This is a genomic window from Buttiauxella selenatireducens (assembly GCF_031432975.1).
In the GTDB taxonomy this organism is placed as follows: Bacteria; Pseudomonadota; Gammaproteobacteria; order Enterobacterales; family Enterobacteriaceae; genus Buttiauxella; species Buttiauxella selenatireducens.
In genome coordinates this window covers 2,543,986-2,563,520 of record NZ_CP133838.1, presented here as the reverse complement: position 1 = coordinate 2,563,520, position 19,535 = coordinate 2,543,986, and the positions used below count along the sequence as shown (strand labels likewise).

Below are 19,535 nucleotides of genomic sequence, written 5' to 3'. Positions count from 1 at the left end.
TCCGCCCGAAGACAGATGGCACAGGATAACTTGTGCGCTATTTGTTCAGGGCGTGATACGATGAACCTCATTCATTGAAATGGCTAATCATCATGTCCCTCTTAGATTACGCAATGAAGCGCTTCGGTAATGCGGCAAATAGCTCGGTGACATGTCCTATCTGCGGAAGCAAATCCTCACATCCCGCAAACAAAGTCCGACTGGGGCAAACGCTGCTCTGCCCAAAATGTAAATCGCTGTTCGTTATACCGCGCTAATCCCTCTTGTCAGAGACGGTATTCGGCAAGCTATTCCCGCAAATCTGTACAAATCTTAACCTATACTGTAAAGAATCTTGCAGCTGTTAAATCCCTGATGCCTGTCACTTCATCCTGAGAGAACGTTTCTGATCTGATTGAACAACTGCTCCTGCGCGTTCACCTCGCCCGATGAGCATATTCATGAAATTAAATTTTAAACCGTGGTTTACCTCGAGTAAACCACGGGAGCTTCATCCTGAAACGCCTGGCTGGCTGTCCGCTGGCTCCACTAATGAAAGCCCAATAAAAGCCGAGCTGTTTTCTGCGGCTCAAATGGAACGTTATGGCCAAAAACTGGCGCGTTCCCATAAGTTATCTCCCGCTAAGATGCCTTACTATTTGCTCAAGCGTCTGGAGGATAACGAAGCGATCATTACCCGCAACTGCTACCTGCTCAATGCTGGAGAGAAATCGGGCATTACCCCTGCGGGTGAGTGGCTGCTGGATAACTACTATCTGATTGAAGAGCAGATCCGTGTGGTCCGCCACCATCTGCCAAAGAACTTCGGCAAAGGCTTGCCGCCGCTGACTCCGCCGCATAATTGCCCACGTATTTATGATATTGCTTCCGAAGCCATTGCTCATGCCGACGGGCGTTGGGATGCCGCGAGTCTGACGAGCTATATTGCAGCTTATCAGCAAGTGACTCCTTTAACGCTGGGTGAACTTTGGGCTCTGCCGGGTATGTTGCGCCTGGCACTGATAGAAAATTTACGTCGTGTCAGTATCGAAGTCGCGGAAGCACAAAAAGAGCGTAACCTGGCCGATGTTTGGGTGACGCGAATTTTTGAATGCGCCGAAAGCACGCCAGCGGATTTGATCATGGTGATTGCCGATATGGCGCGTTCCCGCCCACCTTTGAGCAGTGCCTTCGTGGCAGAACTGGTGCGTCGCTTGCAGGGGCGGGGCAATATGCTTTCTTTGCCCCTGACCTGGGTCGAACAGCGGCTTGCAGAAACAGGCGTCACCACCGATTACCTGATTCATCGTTTCAACCAGCAGCTTGCCGCAAGTCAGCTTTCCGTCAGCAACAGCATCGCCGGTTTGCGCCTGCTAAGTGAAACTAACTGGGCTGATTTTGCCGAAGCCATGAGCCTGGTTGAACAAACGATGCGGGAAGACCCGTCGGGAATTTACCCGGCTATGCATTTTGATACCCGCGATCACTATCGACATATTATTGAGATCCTCGCGCGCCACAGTCGCTCCAGTGAACCAGAAGTGGCGCGGCACATCCTGGGAATGGCGCAAGCGGCAGACCCGGCAACGCCCGCTCAACATGTTGGCTTTTACCTTATTGGTGAAGGGCGGCCAGAACTCGAAGAGCAACTCGCGGCCAATACGTCGTGGGTCGTTCGTCTGCGCCATGCCTTTAATCAGACCCCGTTGCTGAGCTGGCTGGGAAGCCTAAGCCTGTTGACGACGGCGTTCTGCGCCGACATTTTATCGCGCACTTATGAACATGGGTTGAGCTGGCCACTGTTACTCCTCCTTGCTTTGCCGCTGGTGGTGATCGTAAGCCAGTTAGCCATCAATTTACTCAATGAGACAACGACCCGTTTCCGCTTGCCGATGCCGTTGCCGCGTATGGATTTCTCAAGCGGTATCCCTGCTGAATTTTGTACCATGGTGGTGATCCCTTGCTTGCTGACCAGCCGAGCCGGAATCGACAAACTGCTCAATAGTCTTGAGATTTGTTATCTCGGTAATAAAACCCCCCATCTGTACTTCGCACTGTTAACCGATTTTGCCGATTCGACGGATGAAAACTCTGCCGGGGATAACGACCTTCTGCACTGGGCTGAAGCACAAATGCAGAATCTGAATCGCCGTTACGCGCCCGTTGCACAGCCGCTTTTCTTCCTGCTCCATCGCTCGCGCCAGTGGAATCCACAACAGGGCGTATGGATGGGGTATGAGCGAAAACGTGGCAAGTTATCGCTGTTGAACAATTGGTTACATCAGCCTGAGACTCAATTCCGCGACGTGCACAACACGGCTATTAGCCCACCGGCAGGGGTTAAATATGTCATTACTCTCGACAGTGACACAGTGCTTCCCCGCGATACGGCACATAAACTGGTCGCGACCATGGCACATCCGCTTAATCATCCGATCTACGACCCGATTAAACAGCGTGTTGTGAAAGGCTACGGCATTTTGCAGCCTGGACTGGCGGAGGAGATCCCGCGTAACGGGCAGGGGCGATATGCCGCCATGTGCAGCAGCGTGCCGGGCAATGATCCGTATTCGATGATGTCGTCGGATATTTATCAGGATCTGTTTGGTGAAGGCTCGTTTGTGGGCAAAGGGATTTATGATGTCGGCACATTTGTGCAAGCCACTCTGAATACTTGCCCAGAAAACTTAGTGCTGAGTCATGATTTGCTGGAAGGTTGCTATGCCCGTTCGGGTTTACTTAGCGAAGTCCTGCTCTATGAGCAATATCCCAATAATTATCTGACGGATACTGCGCGGCGTACCCGTTGGATTCGCGGAGACTGGCAACTGCTTAACTGGCTGAAAATTAACGTCAGAAGGGCTGATGGGACTCGTGATAAAAACCCGCTAACCACGCTTTCTCGCTGGAAACTGCTGGATAACTTGCGCCGCAGTCTGGTGGCTCCATCACTGCTGATAATATTGTTTTGCTCCCTTTTACTGGTGCCTAATCCGCTTTTCTGGCTCGGCGTGCTGGCGGTTGTGCTGCTGCTCCCAACCGTGTTGGTGATTGCCCAGGATCTGATTAACAAACCTGCCCGCAGACCTTTTCTTCAACACTTGTTATTAGTCGCTTCGGGAGGACTTAAACGCCTGATGCGTATTGGCCTCGGGTTTGCGTCACTTCCCCATGAAGCGGGTTATTCCTTGCAAGCCATTGTGGTGACGCTATGGCGGCTCGGGGTGAGTCATCGCAACCTCAATCAATGGGCCAGTTTTGACCAAAGCAACGAGGACAGCAAAACGTCAGCATTACGCTTCTATAAGGCGATGTGGCTGAACGTGATTTCAGGTGTCGCGCTGATTGTGCTCGTGGCATTGCTGGCGCCGATGATGCTGTTTTTTGCTCTACCGATTGGCTTGCTGTGGTGCCTGGCTCCCGCGCTGCTGAGCGTGTTAAGCCGCGAGCCAAAACGTAACACTGTCACTTTTAGCGCCGCTCAAAAACGTCTGTTGCGACAAAGTAGCCGCGAAATTTGGGCCTTTTTTGAAACGTTTGCCACTGCGAAAGAAAACTGGCTACCGCCGGATAACTACCAGGAAATCCCACAACCGGTGATTGCGCATCGCACGTCACCCACCAATATCGGTCTGTCGTTGATGTCCAACCTGACCGCCTGGGATTTCGGCTACATCCCGCAAGGGGAGATGTTGCAGCGGATCACGCTCACCCTCGACACGCTGGATAAAATGGAGCATTTCCGCGGCCATTTGTATAACTGGTACGACACTCGCACCCTGCAACCGCTTAACCCGCGTTATATCTCCAGCGTGGATAGCGGCAATATGGCAGGTCATTTGCTCACCCTGAGTGCCGGTTTAACTGAGCTGCGCAACCAACCGATTCTTGATTGCACCCAGGTGCTGCTGGGCATCGACGACTCGTTGCAGATACTTGAAAAAATTTGGGGCAGAATGCGCCAACGTCTTTGCGCCAGCTACGTAACCATTGCAACACGGCCCTGACGCTGCAACCGTCATTACTGTTTGCTGAACTGAAAAATATGCGGGCGCAATGCAATCGCCTGCATGCGCTGTGCAGCCATGAGAGTGCGCAGGTGCGCCGCTGGGTAGACATGCTTCAGCACCAGTTAGTCCTTGTTTGCCATGAATGGACGAGTTTTCTCAGTTGGCTTCCGCCAGATTGGGACACGAAACCATTGCCGGGGGTAACCTGGCTTGCTCAGGCCAAACATACCGGCGAGGGATCGCCGTCGGAGTCGGCTATCCGTCAGGCCCGCACCCGTCTGGATATCATTACTGAACTGGAACTGCGCTTGCATGAACATGCGCGGATGGATTTTGTCTTCCTGTACAACGAAGTGACCAGCCTGCTGAGCGTCGGGTACAACTGCGACAATAATAAGCTCGACAACAGCCATTACGACCTGCTGCCATCGGAAATTCGACTCACCAGTTTTCTGGCGATTGCCACTAACCAACTGCCGCTGAAAAGCTGGTTCGCGTTAGGGCGGTTGTTCACCACCATCGATAACGAAACCGCGCTGATGTCCTGGAGCGGTTCGATGTTTGAATATCTGATGCCGAACCTGGTCATGCCCACTTATCCCGGCAGCTTACTTGAAGAGATGAGCCAGTCGGCGGTAAAACGCCAGATTGACTGGAGCAAAGAGCGCGGCGTGCCGTGGGGGATATCGGAGTCGGGCTACTACTCTTTTGACGCCTTGCAAAATTACCAGTATCACGCGTTTGGTGTGCCGGGACTGGGCCTGCGACGTGGGCTTGCCGATGATATGGTTATTGCGCCTTATGCGACGATGATGGCGCTGACCATTGCGCCACACAAAGCCTGTGAAAATCTGCTGAAACTGGAGAAAAGCGGCGCTCGGGGTGAGTACGGTTTTTACGAGGCGCTGGATTACACACCGTCGCGCCTTGCCAGTGGCCAGATGTATGCGGTTGTTCGTTCATGGATGGCGCACCATCAGGGAATGGCATTCCAGGCATTATCTCATGTGCTACTGGGAGCACCGATGGTGGATCGTTTTATGTCCAGCCCCGCGTTTCAATCGGCTCGTCTGTTGTTACAAGAGCGTGTTCCTGATGCTATTGAGCTTTATAGTCCGCGCCGTCACTTTGAGTCCCATGAAGGGGTGCTCCAGCCTGTCCAGTATGAAACCCGTGAATTTACTGACGTTGATAGTCTGATCCCAGAAATTCAACTGCTGTCGAATGCGGATTATCACTTGATGGTGAGCCAGTCCGGCGGCGGTTACAGTCGCTGGAAAGATGTGGCGCTGACACGCTGGCGCAGCGATGCGACATGCGATAACTGGGGCGCATTTTGCTATATCAGCGACCCGGCAACTGATGAAGTATGGAGCAATACCTGGCAACCGCTTGGCGAACCGGTTAGTCAGTACGACGTCATCTTTACCGACGCAGGTGCGGAATTCAAACGGGTGGCCGGGACAATCAATGTGAAAACGCAGATTGTTGTCTCACCTGAAGATGATATTGAGCTACGCCGCGTCACGTTGCTGCACCGTGGACGCCAGCCGCGCACCATAGAATTGACCACTTACGCCGAAGTGGTTCTCGCGCCATTTGAGAGTGATTTGGCGCACCCTGCATTCAGCAATTTATTTATTCAGACCGAACTTGTTGCGCAGCAGAATGCCATTCTTTGCCACCGTCGCCCGCGTTCACCCAATGAGAGTTGCCCGTGGATGTTTCATACCCTGGTTGTACATGGGCAGACGCAAAACGAAAGCACATTTGAAACTGACCGGGCAAAATTCCTTGGGCGGGGCAGAACGCCCGCGAATGCACAGGCGACGGAACAAAGCGGTTCACTCAGTAACAGTGTTGGGCCGGTGCTGGACCCCATCCTGTCCATTCGCCAGTCGATTGTGTTGCAACCCGGCTTACCGGTGACCGTCGACATTATTTATGGCGTGACGGAAAGCCGTCAGCATAGCCAGGCGCTGATTGAGAAATATCACGACCATCCGATAGCCGATCGCGTATTTGAACTGGCGTGGTCACATAGCCAGATTGTGTTGCGCCAGATTAATGCCAACGAAGATGACGCCACGCTCTTTAACCGCCTTGCCAGCGCAGTGCTGTTCCCCGGTCCTGAACTGCGTGCGGATGCCAAAACCCTGGCGCGTAATCGTCGCGGGCAGTCTGGCCTGTGGGGATGGTCTATCTCGGGCGATTTACCGATTGTCATTCTTAATGTCACCAGCGATGAAAGCATCTTGCTGATTACCACCCTGATCCAGGCGCACCATTACTGGCGTCTCAAAGGGCTTGCGGTGGATCTGGTCATCCTCAATGACAGTCTGGGCGGCTACCAACAGGAGCTACAGAATCAGATTGTTGAGCTGATTGTCGCAGGCTCAGAAGCGAGCCAGATGGATAAACCCGGTGGCATTTTCGTGCGTAACGGCGAACATATGTCGGCGGAGGACCGGCTGCTGTTGCTGAGTGTGGCGCAAATCGTACTGGATGACCGATCTGGTGGCCTGAAAGAGCAGCTTAACCAACGGCTCCAGGCCACAACATCCTCGCAACAGCCCTTTGTGCCACACGTTGGGTTGCCCATGAATCAACACGAACCGTGGCAACCGGATACTGGTGATCTGGTCTATTTCAATGGTCGCGGCGGGTTCTCTGAGGATGGTCGCGAATACCAAATCACGCTGGGTGAAAACGACAGGACACCTGCACCGTGGGCCAATGTGCTGTCTAACGCCAGTTTTGGTTCGGTGATTTCAGAAGCCGGGCAGGCCTACACCTGGTCTGAAAATGCCCATGAATATCGACTCACGCCATGGGAAAACGATCCCATTAGCGATCGTTCCGGTGAGGCGTTTTATCTTCGTGATGAAGAGAGCGGGTTAGTGTGGTCGCCGACCACGCTACCCGTGCGCGGAACGGGACACTATCTTTCGCGTCACGGTTTTGGTTACAGCGTGTTTGCCCATCGCGAAACGGGTATCGACACGGAGCTCACGGTGCTGGTGGCGGAACAAGCACCCGTAAAAATCGCCATCCTGACGCTCAGTAATACCTCGGGGCGTACCCGTAAGATATCAGTGACCGGCTATGTGGAGTGGACGCTGGGGGAATCACGCAACAAATCAGCGATGCATGTCATTACGCGGGCGTCCACCACCGGACGCGGCTGTGGCGTGCTGGCGAATAACTTCTACAGTAGCAATGGCTCAGAGCGGACGGCCTTCTTTGCGGTGACGGGCGTGCATTGCTCAGTCACCGGCGACAGGCGAGAGTTTCTGGGGCGTAACGGTTCACAAAGCGAACCCGCCGCAATGAAAATGCGCACATTGTCAGATAAAACCGGTGCAGGGCTGGATCCGTGTGGCGCAGTGCAGTCGGCCACCACGCTGATTGATGGCGACCAGCGCAGCTTTATCTTTGTGCTGGGGATAGGTCAAAATCCGCAGGACGCGGAATCAATGATTAACCAGTATATGAACGAGGAGGCGGCCCGCGCTGAACTGGCGAATGTGCACCGCTACTGGCACAAAATGCTGGATAAAATCGTCGTGTCCACCCCGGACCCTGCGGTCAATTTGCTGGCCAATGGCTGGCTGCTCTACCAGACCATCGCTTGTCGCATTCTGGCGCGTAGCGGTTACTACCAGTCCGGCGGGGCGTTTGGTTTCCGCGACCAGTTGCAGGACACCCTGGCCCTGAGTCACGCCGCCCCAGAACGACTGCGCGATCAGATTTTACTCTGCGCATCACGCCAGTTTGTTGAAGGCGACGTGCAACACTGGTGGCATCCACCGTTAGGTAACGGCGTGCGCACCCGTTGCTCGGATGATTATCTGTGGCTACCGCTCGCTATTTGCCATTACGTCGAGACAACCGGTGACATCGGCTTGCTTGAGCATCGTTTGCCATATCTGGAAGGGCGTGAATTGCTGGCGGGAGAAGAGTCGGCTTATGAACAACCGGTGATCAGCGCCCTTGAAGAGACACTCTGGCAGCACGGCGTTAAGGCCATACGGCATGGTCTGCGCTTGGGTCAGCACGGTTTGCCATTAATGGGCGCGGGGGACTGGAACGATGGCATGAACCTGGTCGGGCTGGAAGGAAAGGGCGAAAGCGTGTGGCTCGGCTTCTTCCTCTACGATGTGATGCAGCGTTTCGGGAAGCTTGCCGGGCAAATCAATGAACATGAAACCGCGATGTTATGTCGGGAAGAAGCGGCAAAACTGCAAAAAAACCTCGAGACCCACGCCTGGGACGGAACCTGGTATCGTCGTGGCTATTTTGATAGCGGGGAAGCGTTAGGTTCGCACCTTGCTAAAGAGTGCCAGATAGATGCCATCGCCCAGAGTTGGTCAGTGTTATCCGGCGCGGGAAGTGCCGATCGTTGCACGCAAGCGATGCAAGCGCTGGATGCTCGCCTGGTCGAACCTGAAGCTGGGTTGATTAAATTGCTTACCCCACCGTTTAACGGTCATGGGCCAAATCCGGGTTATATTCAGGGCTACCTACCCGGTGTACGCGAAAATGGCGGGCAATATACCCACGGTGCTATCTGGGCGGTGATGGCTTTTGCTCGCAGCGGCAATATTGAACGCGCCTGGCAGCTTTGGGCGATGATAAACCCCATCAATCACAGCCTGACGCCGGATGCGATTGAGCGTTATAAAGTGGAGCCGTACGTCATGACTGCGGACATTTATAGCGTTGCACCTCATACCGGACGCGGCGGCTGGAGCTGGTATACCGGTTCTGCTGGTTGGGCATACCGGCTAATTGTCGACACGCTGTTGGGCATTGAGCGCCACGGCGACGCCATCTCCGTCCATACCTTGCTACCACGCGACTGGCCGTCTGTCAGCCTCGTTTATCAACATGGCAACAGCTATTACCGCATCAACGTCATGCGCAGTGACGGGGAGTACCGGGTCTTGCTTAATGGTGTCGAGCTAAGTGGGGACACTATCCCGTTAATTGATGACGGCAACAGCCATGACGTAGAGATAAGACTCGGGGCAGAATCATGAAAGCCCCCAGGCACGAAGATGCCAGCCATCTTCAGTTAGGGTTAACCTGTCGGTTAAATTCAGGTTTTGTAGAAATACCGCATCATGCGAAACAACCACTAGCGCGCCCTGGTAACGACAAAGCATGGCTTCCAGCGCCTGAATTGAAGGTAAATCCAGGTGGTTACTGGGTTCATCCAGCAATAAGAGTTGTGGGGTAGGATCGGCATACAGCACACAGGCCAGCGCGGCTTTCAGGCGCTCGCCTCCGCTCAGCAACCCACTGGCGGTCTGGATTTTGTCAGCATCAAGGCCCAGTTGTGCCAACCGCATGCGTAAATCAGCTTCACCCGCCGAGCGGTTGGCGTCCAGCATCTGTTCCAGAACGGTACGCTCAGGATCGAGGTTTGTGAGATGTTGATCAAGCCAGGCGTGACCGTGTGAGACACGTGACTCCCCGGACAATGGCTGAATCTGACCTGCCAGCACTTTGACTAATGTCGACTTACCACATCCATTATTCCCGACAATGCCAATGCGCTGCTGGGCGGTAATCGTCAAATTCAAAGGGGAAGGGAAGTTGGCTACGAAGGGCAGTTGTACATTCTGGAGCTCGGCAACCCGGCGCTTAGAAGGCGAATTTACCGCCAAAGCGTGCACCACGATCGTCGCATTTTCATCCACTTGGTTCGCTGCTTCCTGCACCCGTTTATCGAGTAACGCCTGTGCGGCAAGATGTTGCTGATTCAGTTTCCCCGCAGACGCTTCACTGCGTTGCTTTTGCCCACCGAGTAAAATGTTGGCTTGATTGGCCTCGCGTCCTTGCCGATTCCCTCGCGATTGCCGCTTCTCAAGGCGCTCCTTCTGCTCGCGCAGGGCTTTTTGTTCGCGCAGGCGCTCGCGTTTGCGTTGCTCAAGCAGTTGCAGGGCATTTTGCGTCTCTTGCGCCTTTTGCTGTGCGTAGAAAGAATAGTTACCGCCATAATGACTCAAGCCTAATGATGACAGTTCAACAATTCGCTGCATGGATCCCAGCAACTCCCGATCATGGCTTACCACCAACAATCCGCCGGACCAGCGCTGTAACTGGTTAATCAAAGTTTGCCGCCATGTACTGTCGATATGATTGCTTGGCTCATCAAGAATTAGAAAATCAGCCTCAGATAACCAGGCGCCGACCAATGAGACACGCATCGCTTCGCCTCCGCTTAACTGGCTAACCGGGGTCGATGCGTCAAGATGCCCGAGCCCGGATTTTTCCAGCTCAAGCTGTAGCTGCTGGCGGATATCCCAGTGATGGCCAACGATATCAAAATCGTCCTCAGACACGCTGCCCATTTCGATGCGATCGAGCGCGTCAATCGTGGGCTGCACACCGGCAAGATGTGCAACAGTGGCCTCTGCGGGATAGTCAATCTGTTGCGCCAGATACCATGTGGAACCCGAACGGGTGCAACGCCCGGACGAAGGCTGAATTTGCCCGGCTAAAATCTGCGACAGAACGCTCTTGCCTACGCCGTTTCGCCCAACGAGGCCAGTACGACGAGTGTCAAAAGTTTCATTGAGCTGCGAAAACAGCGGTGTGCCGTCAGGTAATGTGAAATCAACGCATTCAAGCGCGATAAAAGTATTCGTCATTGTGTACTCCAGAGATGCCAGAAACTGACCCGAACAAACGGGGCAATAAATTGACCGTCAGACAGACGGCAGCATCAATGGCGCATTGGCGTAATACCTATAGAGGAGAAATGAAGTGAGTCATTTTAAATAAGGGGAGCACGAAGTAAAGCGGTTAGCGGCAACATTGCGTCAGTGCTCCATATCTAAAGGGGGTAAGCTGGTGGACGGCGTGCTACGTATACCATCAGGAACAGTGACTTAACGGGATAACCATGTTTTAGCATCACGTTTCATGTCTTGTTCCAGCACACTGCCTCGTGTGGCAAACACACGTTGAACAGGGAATCCGCTCTTTTCCAGTATGTAGGCAAGCGTTGCGTATTCGCGTGGATACTTCGCCACGACGCTCTGATCTATTTCCACCAGGCCCATCGGGAAGGTAAATGTCCCCATATCGTAAATACTCTGGCGGTGAGACAGCTTCCACACCCCATCGCGTTTTTCTACCCTATCGTAAAACCGGTTATGGCATTCACAGCCCAGATTCAGTTTTACATTTTCAGCAATGATCATCGCATTGGTTTCAAGAATCGCTTTAGTACCGGTGGCGTTAAATGTGATGGTCGGCGTCGCAATAAGGTGTTTGGTTCGTACATCTGATTGCCCCATACGCATTGAACCTTCAACGAAATCACTGCCCAGCCCTTCAAACCAGGTAATTTCAATTGTGCCATCGGGATGGAATAACTCGCGGAGTTGTTCCCATTCACCGAGATCGCGGTGCATCCAGCCATTTATAAGGTCGTTAAGTGCCTGGCGATCCTGAAGTTGGTTTTGCATGTTCTGACTCCTGTTAGTTGACTGGATTCAGTTTGGTCGCGAAAGACGTTAAACTCAAATATATTGAATTGAATGATTAATCATTTTTAATGATGGATGGAGCGCTTTATGGAATTACGCCACCTGCGATACTTTTTAGCGGTCGCTGAAGAAGGGCACTTTGGTCGGGCTGCCGAGCGCCTGAATATTGTTCAACCCGCATTGAGTATGCAGATAAAAGCGCTGGAAACGGAGCTTGGTGGCCCTTTGTTTATCCGCACCAGTCGCCGAGTCGAACTTACTGAGGCTGGATTACTTTTGCAGGTTGAGGCAAAACGTACGCTGGATAGCGTTGAGCACGCGCGTCTGGTTGTAGAGCGTTCAATGCGTGGAGAAACAGGACGGGTGCGGGTGGGGTTTGCGGGAAATGCGGTGTTCAGCGGAATATTGATGAAAGATATGCGTTCATTTCATCATGCCTATCCTGATGCCGAATTGCTCTGTCAGGAAATGGCTCCGCATCTGCAAAGTGAGGCTATCCTGAGCGGAACGCTGGATGTGGGTTATATGCCTGATTACCAGCCAGAGCATCATTCTGCGCTTATCTATGAATCAGTGGGGGAATGGGAAAGAGTCGTGGTGATGTGTAGCGATCATCCGCTCGTGGCTGAAAATAAGCTAACAATTGATATGCTGGCGCATGAACCATTGATTCTCTACTCAGTCGATGATGTCGAGTCGCACTTAGTCGCCGGGCTGCATAACTTGCTGGGTGATAAATTACATATTGCTTATCGAATTTCCAGCACGCTGAGTGTTCTCGCAATGGCCGGTGCAGGGCTGGGAATCGCACTGGTTCCTGCGCCGTTAGTTCAGGTGGCTATTCCTGGCGTTGTCTATCGGGTTTTAGATGCACCAGAGTTGTCAGCGAATTTAATGATGGTCAGCCGTATAAATGAGAGCAGTGGTGCAGTACTGGCTTATCTTGGTCAGACTCGTAATCTTTAGTGTTTTGAGTTTTGGATATCCAATTAACTTCCAATAAAAAAGCCAATATAAAATTCATATTGGCCAGTTAACTCAATTACTTAATGATTTCGTTATCCTTCAGGCTGTTATAAGGGATGCTCGCCTCGCCATCATAAATTGACACGTTTTCATCTGAATGTTCTATGGGTGATAACGGCTTAATTTTATTTGAATTAAAACCTGCCAACCACTCAAAGATTGCCATGAAATTATTTGCGCTCAGGTAGTTATAATATGTCTTGTGCGTGAGTATATCGCTGGCAATGATAAAGAAGGGGACATTATAGTTTTGTTTTGATTCTCTACCATGCAGAACTGAGCGAGAATCCTTACCAAACAAGATATACTGAACATCCTGACCTAAGATTAAATGACGAGACGTTTGCCTGACAGTCAATCCATGGTCTGAAAAATACACAAGAGAATAACTCTCTCCTTTATTCTTCAGGATTGACACTGCGCGTTCGATAAAACTATCAAGTTTTTGAATGCTTGCCAGATAACAGTTTATTTCTTTATTGTTTTTTACATTGAAGTTGACCGGGAAACCATTCAGTCGTTCACACGAATCAGGATGAGAACCTATCATATGAATAAAGATAACTTTTTGATTGTGCTCATTATCTACAATTTGTTGTAGACCATCCAACAGTTGCATATCATCGGCATTGTTTGAATCAAAATCCCCTTTTTTTAAGAAGGTTTTATGCTGTGCATACTCTGCAATAACGGTTGATAGCGTATCATATTCACCAATATAACCCTGATTGGAAATCCAGAAAGTATTGAAACCTGCTTTATTAGCCAGAGCGACGATATTGTTTTTAATATCAGTGTGATCACCATTAGTCATGGCCATTGTTCTCGGCAGAGAAAGATAGGTATCAGGGGCCGCAGAGATATAATTTGCGAAGAAATAACCGGGTGCATTTTTTAGCCATGGAGTAGTGTCATGCTGATAACCATACAATGACATGTAATCTCTACCAGCGCTTTCACCTATAACAACGACAATATTCTGATATTTTTTCTTAATGTCGGAAGTCGTAAAGTCATCAGGGATGTTTTTCTGCGATTCAAGAGACTTTAATTCCGTCGTATACTGGTTTGAGTAACCAATAGTCGAAACCAGCATTCTGGCTGGAATTGATTTTACATTGACAATGCAAAATAAAAGAAGATAAATAAGACTTGATTTTTGACTAAACCCTTTACCTTTAATAACATATAAAATCAAAAAGAAGATGCTTATAGAAAATATCAGCAAAGCATTAGAGCTCACGCTTTTTATGAATTCAGTCATTTCACCTTTATTCGTTTGAAACGCAGAGGCAATATAACCAAAGCTAATCTGCCCAAAATCATGTCCTATAGGGATGTATAAGCAAATAATAAAAAAAGAAATTATCGTCAGATAGAAAGCAATTTTGTTTTTTCTTGCAATACATAGCGATATAAATGTCAACACCATGTTTAAGGGTTTTTCATACCCGGTATTCAGTGGAATAAGTATCGATAAAATTAACGCTGGAATAACCCATGCTAAGTTATCCTTTAATATAATAAACATATCTTTTCTGCTATATAGCCATGACGGTTTATACATTTTTATTATCTACTTATTCTAAGATGCATCGTTGTTGGTGACCGCCATCACCCACATGCAGAAATTGCTGACCGTGGGTGCGGATGTACTGTTTATTGATCCAAATGTTAGTGTCAATTGGATGTACTGCTGTGGCTATTTTTCTGTTTTATGATCCATGTCAATATAATTCATGCAAATTCAGGGGAGGGGGCCACTTTATTAGTAGCCATGTTTGTTCGCATAATAGCCCACAACCTTGTTGTGCAATTCGGTGGATTCTGCGCGTTAAAGTAGAATTTATGGAACATCTGTTCGGAATATACAGATGTTCCCTTACGGCATCACAGCAACCATTATTGTTCTTTTATTTAAAGGAGATAAAAATGGACAAGCTGTTTACCCCCTTCAAAGCCGGGGACACCACACTGCGAAACCGTGTCGTGATGGCACCAATGACACGATCACGAGCAACGGTAGGTGATACCGCTGACGAACTGACGGCAAAATACTACCAACAGCGTGCATCGGCAGGATTGATTATCACGGAAGGGGCTCAGATATCCGTGCAGGGGCAGGGTTATCTCTTTACTCCCGGAATTTATAACGAGAAGCAGGTTAAAGGTTGGGAGCTGACGACGAAAGCAGTACACGACGCTGGCGGGAAAATTTACATCCAGCTCTGGCATGTTGGCCGTATTTCTCATCACAGTCTGCAAATTGACGGACAGTCTCCGGTCAGTTCAGTTGCGGTGAAAGCTAATAATTCAACCTGCTATGCCCGCAATGACGCAGGGCAGCCAGGCCCTGTGCCGGTCTCTGAACCACGCGCATTGTCAGTCGCTGAGATTAAGGACATCGTTCACGATTACGTCCGGGCTGCGAAAAATGCAATGCGGGCAGGTTTTGATGGCGTTGAAATACACGCCGCTAATGGATACCTCCTTGAGCAGTTTATCAATGGAGGGTTAAATACCCGCCAGGACGAATACGGTGGTGCAGATCCTGAAAATCGTCTTCGCTTTGTGCTTGAAGTGACTGATGCCGTCTCACAGGCGATTGGTGCAGGTAAAACGGGTATTCGTCTGGCACCGTTTGGCCGCTTGTTTGATATGCATGCCTTTGATGGTGAAGAAGAAACCTGGCTACTACTGGCAAATAAACTCAATCAACGCTCTCTCTCCTATGTTCATCTGAGTGACCAGCAAACACTTGGCGAACAGGCAATTCCGGCCGGGTTTATTGAGAAATTTCGCGCCGCATATGACGGCTCGTTGATTATTGCCGGTGGGTTTGACAAGCAACGCGCCGAGGAATATCTACAGCAAGGAAAAGCCGACCTGATCGGCTTTGGTCGCCCTTATATTGCGAACCCGGACCTTGCAGAACGTCTGGCAAATGACTGGCCACTGAATGAGGTCAACTGGGCGACTATGTATGGCGGGGATGAAAAAGGGTATACAGACTATCCGTTCTGGTCCGATACCCAACAAAACCTGGCTTAATTAATCGAGCAAGCCGTCTTCTGCAGCCTTAACTAGCGTATCCACAACATAGCGTATAGAAGTGGTCATTTAATCTTGCCGTTACTGTGCTGTAATCAGTTTTCATATTACGTTCAGTTGCTTCTGGGTAATTAGGATCGGTCAGGGCAACTGAACTGGAGCCTAAATTAGTGTACATATTTGCGCATACGTAAATCTGGAGGGCTGTGATGTCAGATAAACAAAGTCATGACTGGCTGTCGTACAGCGCCGTTGATAAAACGGACGCAGATTTTCTGGCAGAACGGCCAGTGATTATTGAGGAAAGAAGAACGATGCGTACAGTCGAAAAAATTGAGTATGACCTGGAACGAGCTCGCCGGGAGCGTGATGCCTGGAAAAACGGTCGTGGTGACCAGTCGAACGATGAGATGGCCAAAGTGACGGTATCAATGCTGGAGAAGGAACTTTCGGAGGCTATCAGCAACCAGGGCAATGAGGCTGATTAATCACTGGATTCTGTCTTACCTTACCTTGGTGCGCATAATGTATATTATGTTAAATAACAGAATTGGTAACCATCCTCTATGGTCACTCAAAGTCATTTGTCTCTCCTTCCTGTTTTGCAGAGCAACGGTAACTGCGTCATACGTAAACATTCTTCCCGCTGCTCGTTTGCTACCAGGTATAGCCGACACCGGCAATGACATATAACTCGCCGTTATGCTGAACGATAGGACTGTCAGCAATACTTTTGTCGTACAGTTCATAGTTGGCGGCAAACAGGCCCATCCAGTGTGGGCTGAAACGATAACTGGTGACCACCGCCGCCATCGGTGAAAACGTGGTCCCGGTGTCCCAGGCCTGACGCTGTGGAGTCGCTTCCGCTGACGAGACGCCACCGAAGTAGTAATTCGCCATTTTATCGCTGCGGATCATCATCCCCATGCCCGGCATCACTAGCAGATTGCCTTTGATAATCGGAAAATCAGCCCACAACAGCAGCTCTTGTCCGTTGCTGCGCCCGGTGATATCCGTGGCAAAACGGGCGCTCAACAATGCATAAGGCGTAATGATCGTGCCACCGACGCCGGCTTCCAACTCCCCTTTTCTCTTATGCATTCCATGCAGAGAATCAGCGTCACTCGGGTCGAGATTCCCGAAGCGATAGCGTCCGTAACCATACAGCGCCACGTTATCATCCAGATGAAAATAGTAGCGAGCGCGGTCGCCCAGATACATCAGTTGGTCGCCAAAATAGAGGCCGCCAGGAATCAGGTAGGTACTGTTATCCTGCCCCTGATAGCGAGCCTGCCCGCCCAGTCCCGCAGCACCGACGACAAAGCCTTTCGGCACTGGGCTTTGCGGATTATCTCTCGCCAGAATATCTAAAGAGCCGAGATCCATGTCGGCGCAAACAGAAGTACTGAACAACAAAAATGCGATCATCGCAGCCACAGCATTGCGGTTTACTGTCATTATTTTCCCTGAATACAGCCAATTAGCATAAAATTTCATCGACCGATAAATGTAAGTTTTCGATCGATATCAATTGATTTGATAATTCTACCTCATAAACGTCATAAAGAGGTCTAACCCCCTTTTGGACAAAGCCATTGCAAGTAACTCATTGATTTAGCATCAGTGGCTATCCCGATAATGGCAATTGATGAATGTTACTAATAAGCCCTAGCGGATTACCCTATCTAATCGAATAAATCACTTTGCATTATGCTTCTCCTGAACAACAGTTGAAGGATAACGTCATGCAAACAGTAAAACTGAACAACGGTATTGAAATGCCCCTTCTGGGCTTTGGTGTGTTTCAGATGACGGATGCTGCCGAATGCGAGCGTGCTGTAATTGATGCCATCGAAACGGGTTATCGCCTGATTGATACCGCAGCGTCCTACCAGAATGAAACTCAGGTCGGGAACGCACTGAAACGCAGCGGCATCTCACGTAACGAACTCTTTGTAACGACTAAATTGTGGCTGCAGGATACAAATTACGACGGCGCTAAAGCGCAGTTCGAACGTTCCCTGAACCGGCTGCAACTGGACTATGTTGACCTGTACCTGATTCACCAGCCGTATGGCGATGTCCATGGTGCCTGGCGTGCAATGGAAGAACTTCAGCGCGCAGGAAAAATCCGCGCCATTGGCGTAAGCAACTTCCACCCTGACCGACTTGCCGATCTTATCGCTTTCAACAACGTTACCCCTGCCGTAAACCAGATTGAAGTAAACCCCTTCAACCAGCAGCTACACGCCGTTCCGTGGATGCAAAGCCGTGGCATTCAGCCTGAAGCCTGGGCGCCTTTTGCTGAAGGCAAAAATGGTCTGTTCCAGCACCCCGTATTAACAGCGATGGGTGAGAAATACGGCAAAAGCGTGGGTCAGGTTGTCCTGCGTTGGATCTTTCAACGCGGCATCGTTTCGCTGGCAAAATCAGTTCGCAAAGAGCGAATGGCTGAGAATATCAACATCCTTGATTTTGAACTCAGTACTGAAGATATGCTGCGAATTTCCGCCCTTGATACTGCAACCAGTGCATTCTTCTCCCATCGTGACCCGGCGATGGTGGAATGGCTGACTGGCCGCAAACTCGACGTTTAAGTCACGACAAAAGAGGTTACCTGACGGGAGCGATTAAGGCGGGAACCACGTTTGGTGAGGATGATTTCCGTAGCAAAGTGCCGCGTTTTGCCGCACAAGCGATTGAAGCCAATGAAAAGCTGATCGTATTACTGGGTGAACTGGCAGCCGAAAAAGGTGTGACATCTGCGCAAATTGCACTGGCATGGTTGCTGGCACAAAAGCCGTGGATTATTCCCATCCCAGGCACCACCAAACTTCACCGACTCGAAGAAAATTTGGGAGCGACTGAAATCATTCTTTCTCAGGATGATTTACGTAAGATAACGCAGGCGCTTGATACGGTTAAAATTGTCGGCGATCGTTACTCAAAGGAGCATCAGGCTCGTGTAGGCCGTTAAGACTCAAACGGGTCTGCCGTTCAATGCAGGCCCGTTATTCCGAGTATCGCAAGGCATCTATCATCAGAGCAAAAGCAGGCGGATGCTGTTTGCGGCTGGGGTAGTAAAGGTAGTATCCGGGGAAAGACGGGCACCAGTCTTGTAGAACCTGAATAAGTTCTCCTGATTCTACATAATCCTGAACCCTATCTTCAGGTACGCAGGCAATGCCAAACCCGGATAAAACAGCATCTATCCTTTGCTCCAGGAGATTTAACGTCAGTTGCCCCTCAACTCTGACACGCAATGGCTTCCCTTCCCTCTCGAATTCCCAATGATACAGGCCACCGGCAGTTGGCAAGCGCATATTGATGCACCGATGATTTTGTAGCTCGTGCGGCGTTTCAGGAGCTGGGTTGGCGGCGAAATAGGCTGGTGAACCGACCACGGCCATCCGCATATCTGGGCCGATCCTCACGGCGATCATGTCCTTATCAACACTTTCACCAAGGCGAATCCCGGCATCAAAACGCCCTTCGACAATATCGACAAAACCATTATCAACCACCAGTTCGACATTGATTTCCGGGTATTCCCTGAGAAAGGGTTTTAGCTTCGGCCACACCAGACTACGTGCGGCATGCTCCCCAGCAGATAAACGTATATTGCCTGAAGTTGTCCCATTCAGTTGAACAAGCGACTCCAGCTCCTGCTCAAGATCGGCAATTCGGGGCTCGAGACAGGCAATAATTCTTTCGCCCGCTTCCGTTGGCGCAACGCTTCGGGTTGTCCGGGTCAAAAGACGGAGGTTTAAGCGTTCTTCGAGCGCCTTGATCGCATGGCTAAGTGCTGATTGCGAAACGCCAAGCTTAGCGGCTGCTTTGGTAAAACTACGCTCTCGTGCAACCACAAGAAAAATTTGTAGTTCATTGAAGTTTTGTTTGAGCATGAGTTATCTCCTTATTGAAGCGTTCTCCCTCAAAGAGAACTCATGAAGGATGCGTGCGCTAC

10 protein-coding genes and 2 pseudogenes are annotated in these 19,535 nt (G+C 50.4%); 7 read left to right on the top strand and 5 right to left on the bottom strand.

Translation table 11 applies throughout. The features are described from left to right. Positions 1-92 precede the first annotated feature (92 nt). Complete coding sequence (locus RHD99_RS11865) at positions 93-257, top strand: YnfU family zinc-binding protein (RefSeq protein ID WP_221200547.1); 165 nt, start codon at positions 93-95, stop codon at positions 255-257. A gap of 183 nt (positions 258-440) precedes the next feature. Continuing rightward, positions 441-9,031, top strand: a pseudogene (locus RHD99_RS11860) (GH36-type glycosyl hydrolase domain-containing protein). Here RHD99_RS11860 and RHD99_RS11855 read toward each other — a convergent pair. Both RHD99_RS11855 and RHD99_RS11850 read right to left on the bottom strand, forming a co-directional pair. Continuing rightward, positions 9,026-10,648 carry an ABC-F family ATP-binding cassette domain-containing protein gene (locus RHD99_RS11855; protein WP_309878991.1) on the bottom strand — a complete coding sequence of 541 codons (1,623 nt, stop codon included), beginning with the start codon at positions 10,646-10,648 and terminating at the stop codon, positions 9,026-9,028. The pseudogene RHD99_RS11860 and the gene RHD99_RS11855 overlap by 6 nt on opposite strands. Positions 10,649-10,888: 240 nt before the next feature. Continuing rightward, positions 10,889-11,470, bottom strand: a complete 582-nt coding sequence (locus RHD99_RS11850; protein WP_309878990.1) for a nuclear transport factor 2 family protein — start codon at positions 11,468-11,470, stop codon at positions 10,889-10,891. Positions 11,471-11,578: 108 nt separating this feature from the next. Between RHD99_RS11850 and RHD99_RS11845 the strand changes: the two genes are divergently transcribed. After that, positions 11,579-12,457 (top strand): LysR substrate-binding domain-containing protein, encoded by an 879-nt coding sequence (locus tag RHD99_RS11845; protein ID WP_309878989.1) that lies wholly within the window; start codon positions 11,579-11,581, stop codon positions 12,455-12,457. A 76-nt stretch (positions 12,458-12,533) separates the two neighbouring features. On the opposite strand, the gene RHD99_RS11840 is transcribed toward RHD99_RS11845, so the two are convergent. Further along, positions 12,534-14,048 carry a phosphoethanolamine transferase gene (locus RHD99_RS11840; protein WP_309878988.1) on the bottom strand — a complete coding sequence of 505 codons (1,515 nt, stop codon included), beginning with the start codon at positions 14,046-14,048 and terminating at the stop codon, positions 12,534-12,536. 401 nt (positions 14,049-14,449) lie between these two features. Between RHD99_RS11840 and RHD99_RS11835 the strand changes: the two genes are divergently transcribed. Together RHD99_RS11835 and RHD99_RS11830 are read left to right on the top strand one after the other, a co-directional pair. Next, positions 14,450-15,568 (top strand): alkene reductase, encoded by a 1,119-nt coding sequence (locus RHD99_RS11835; RefSeq protein ID WP_309878987.1) that lies wholly within the window; start codon positions 14,450-14,452, stop codon positions 15,566-15,568. A gap of 209 nt (positions 15,569-15,777) precedes the next feature. Then, positions 15,778-16,056 (top strand): hypothetical protein, encoded by a 279-nt coding sequence (locus RHD99_RS11830; RefSeq protein WP_309878985.1) that lies wholly within the window; start codon positions 15,778-15,780, stop codon positions 16,054-16,056. Between the two features lie 169 nt (positions 16,057-16,225). On the opposite strand, the gene RHD99_RS11825 is transcribed toward RHD99_RS11830, so the two are convergent. After that, positions 16,226-17,026, bottom strand: coding sequence for a MipA/OmpV family protein (locus RHD99_RS11825; protein ID WP_309878984.1), 801 nt, complete (start codon positions 17,024-17,026; stop codon positions 16,226-16,228). A 287-nt stretch (positions 17,027-17,313) separates the two neighbouring features. Between RHD99_RS11825 and RHD99_RS11820 the strand changes: the two genes are divergently transcribed. Further along, a complete protein-coding gene (locus RHD99_RS11820; RefSeq protein WP_309878983.1) occupies positions 17,314-18,165 on the top strand; it encodes an aldo/keto reductase in 852 nt (283 codons plus the stop codon). 11 nt (positions 18,166-18,176) lie between these two features. Continuing rightward, positions 18,177-18,545, top strand: a pseudogene (locus tag RHD99_RS11815) (aldo/keto reductase); the annotation flags it as partial. 34 nt (positions 18,546-18,579) lie between these two features. On the opposite strand, the gene RHD99_RS11810 reads toward RHD99_RS11815, so the two are convergent. Continuing rightward, on the bottom strand, positions 18,580-19,473 hold the full coding sequence (locus tag RHD99_RS11810; RefSeq protein ID WP_309878981.1) for a LysR family transcriptional regulator: 894 nt from the start codon (positions 19,471-19,473) through the stop codon (positions 18,580-18,582). Positions 19,474-19,535 lie beyond the last annotated feature (62 nt).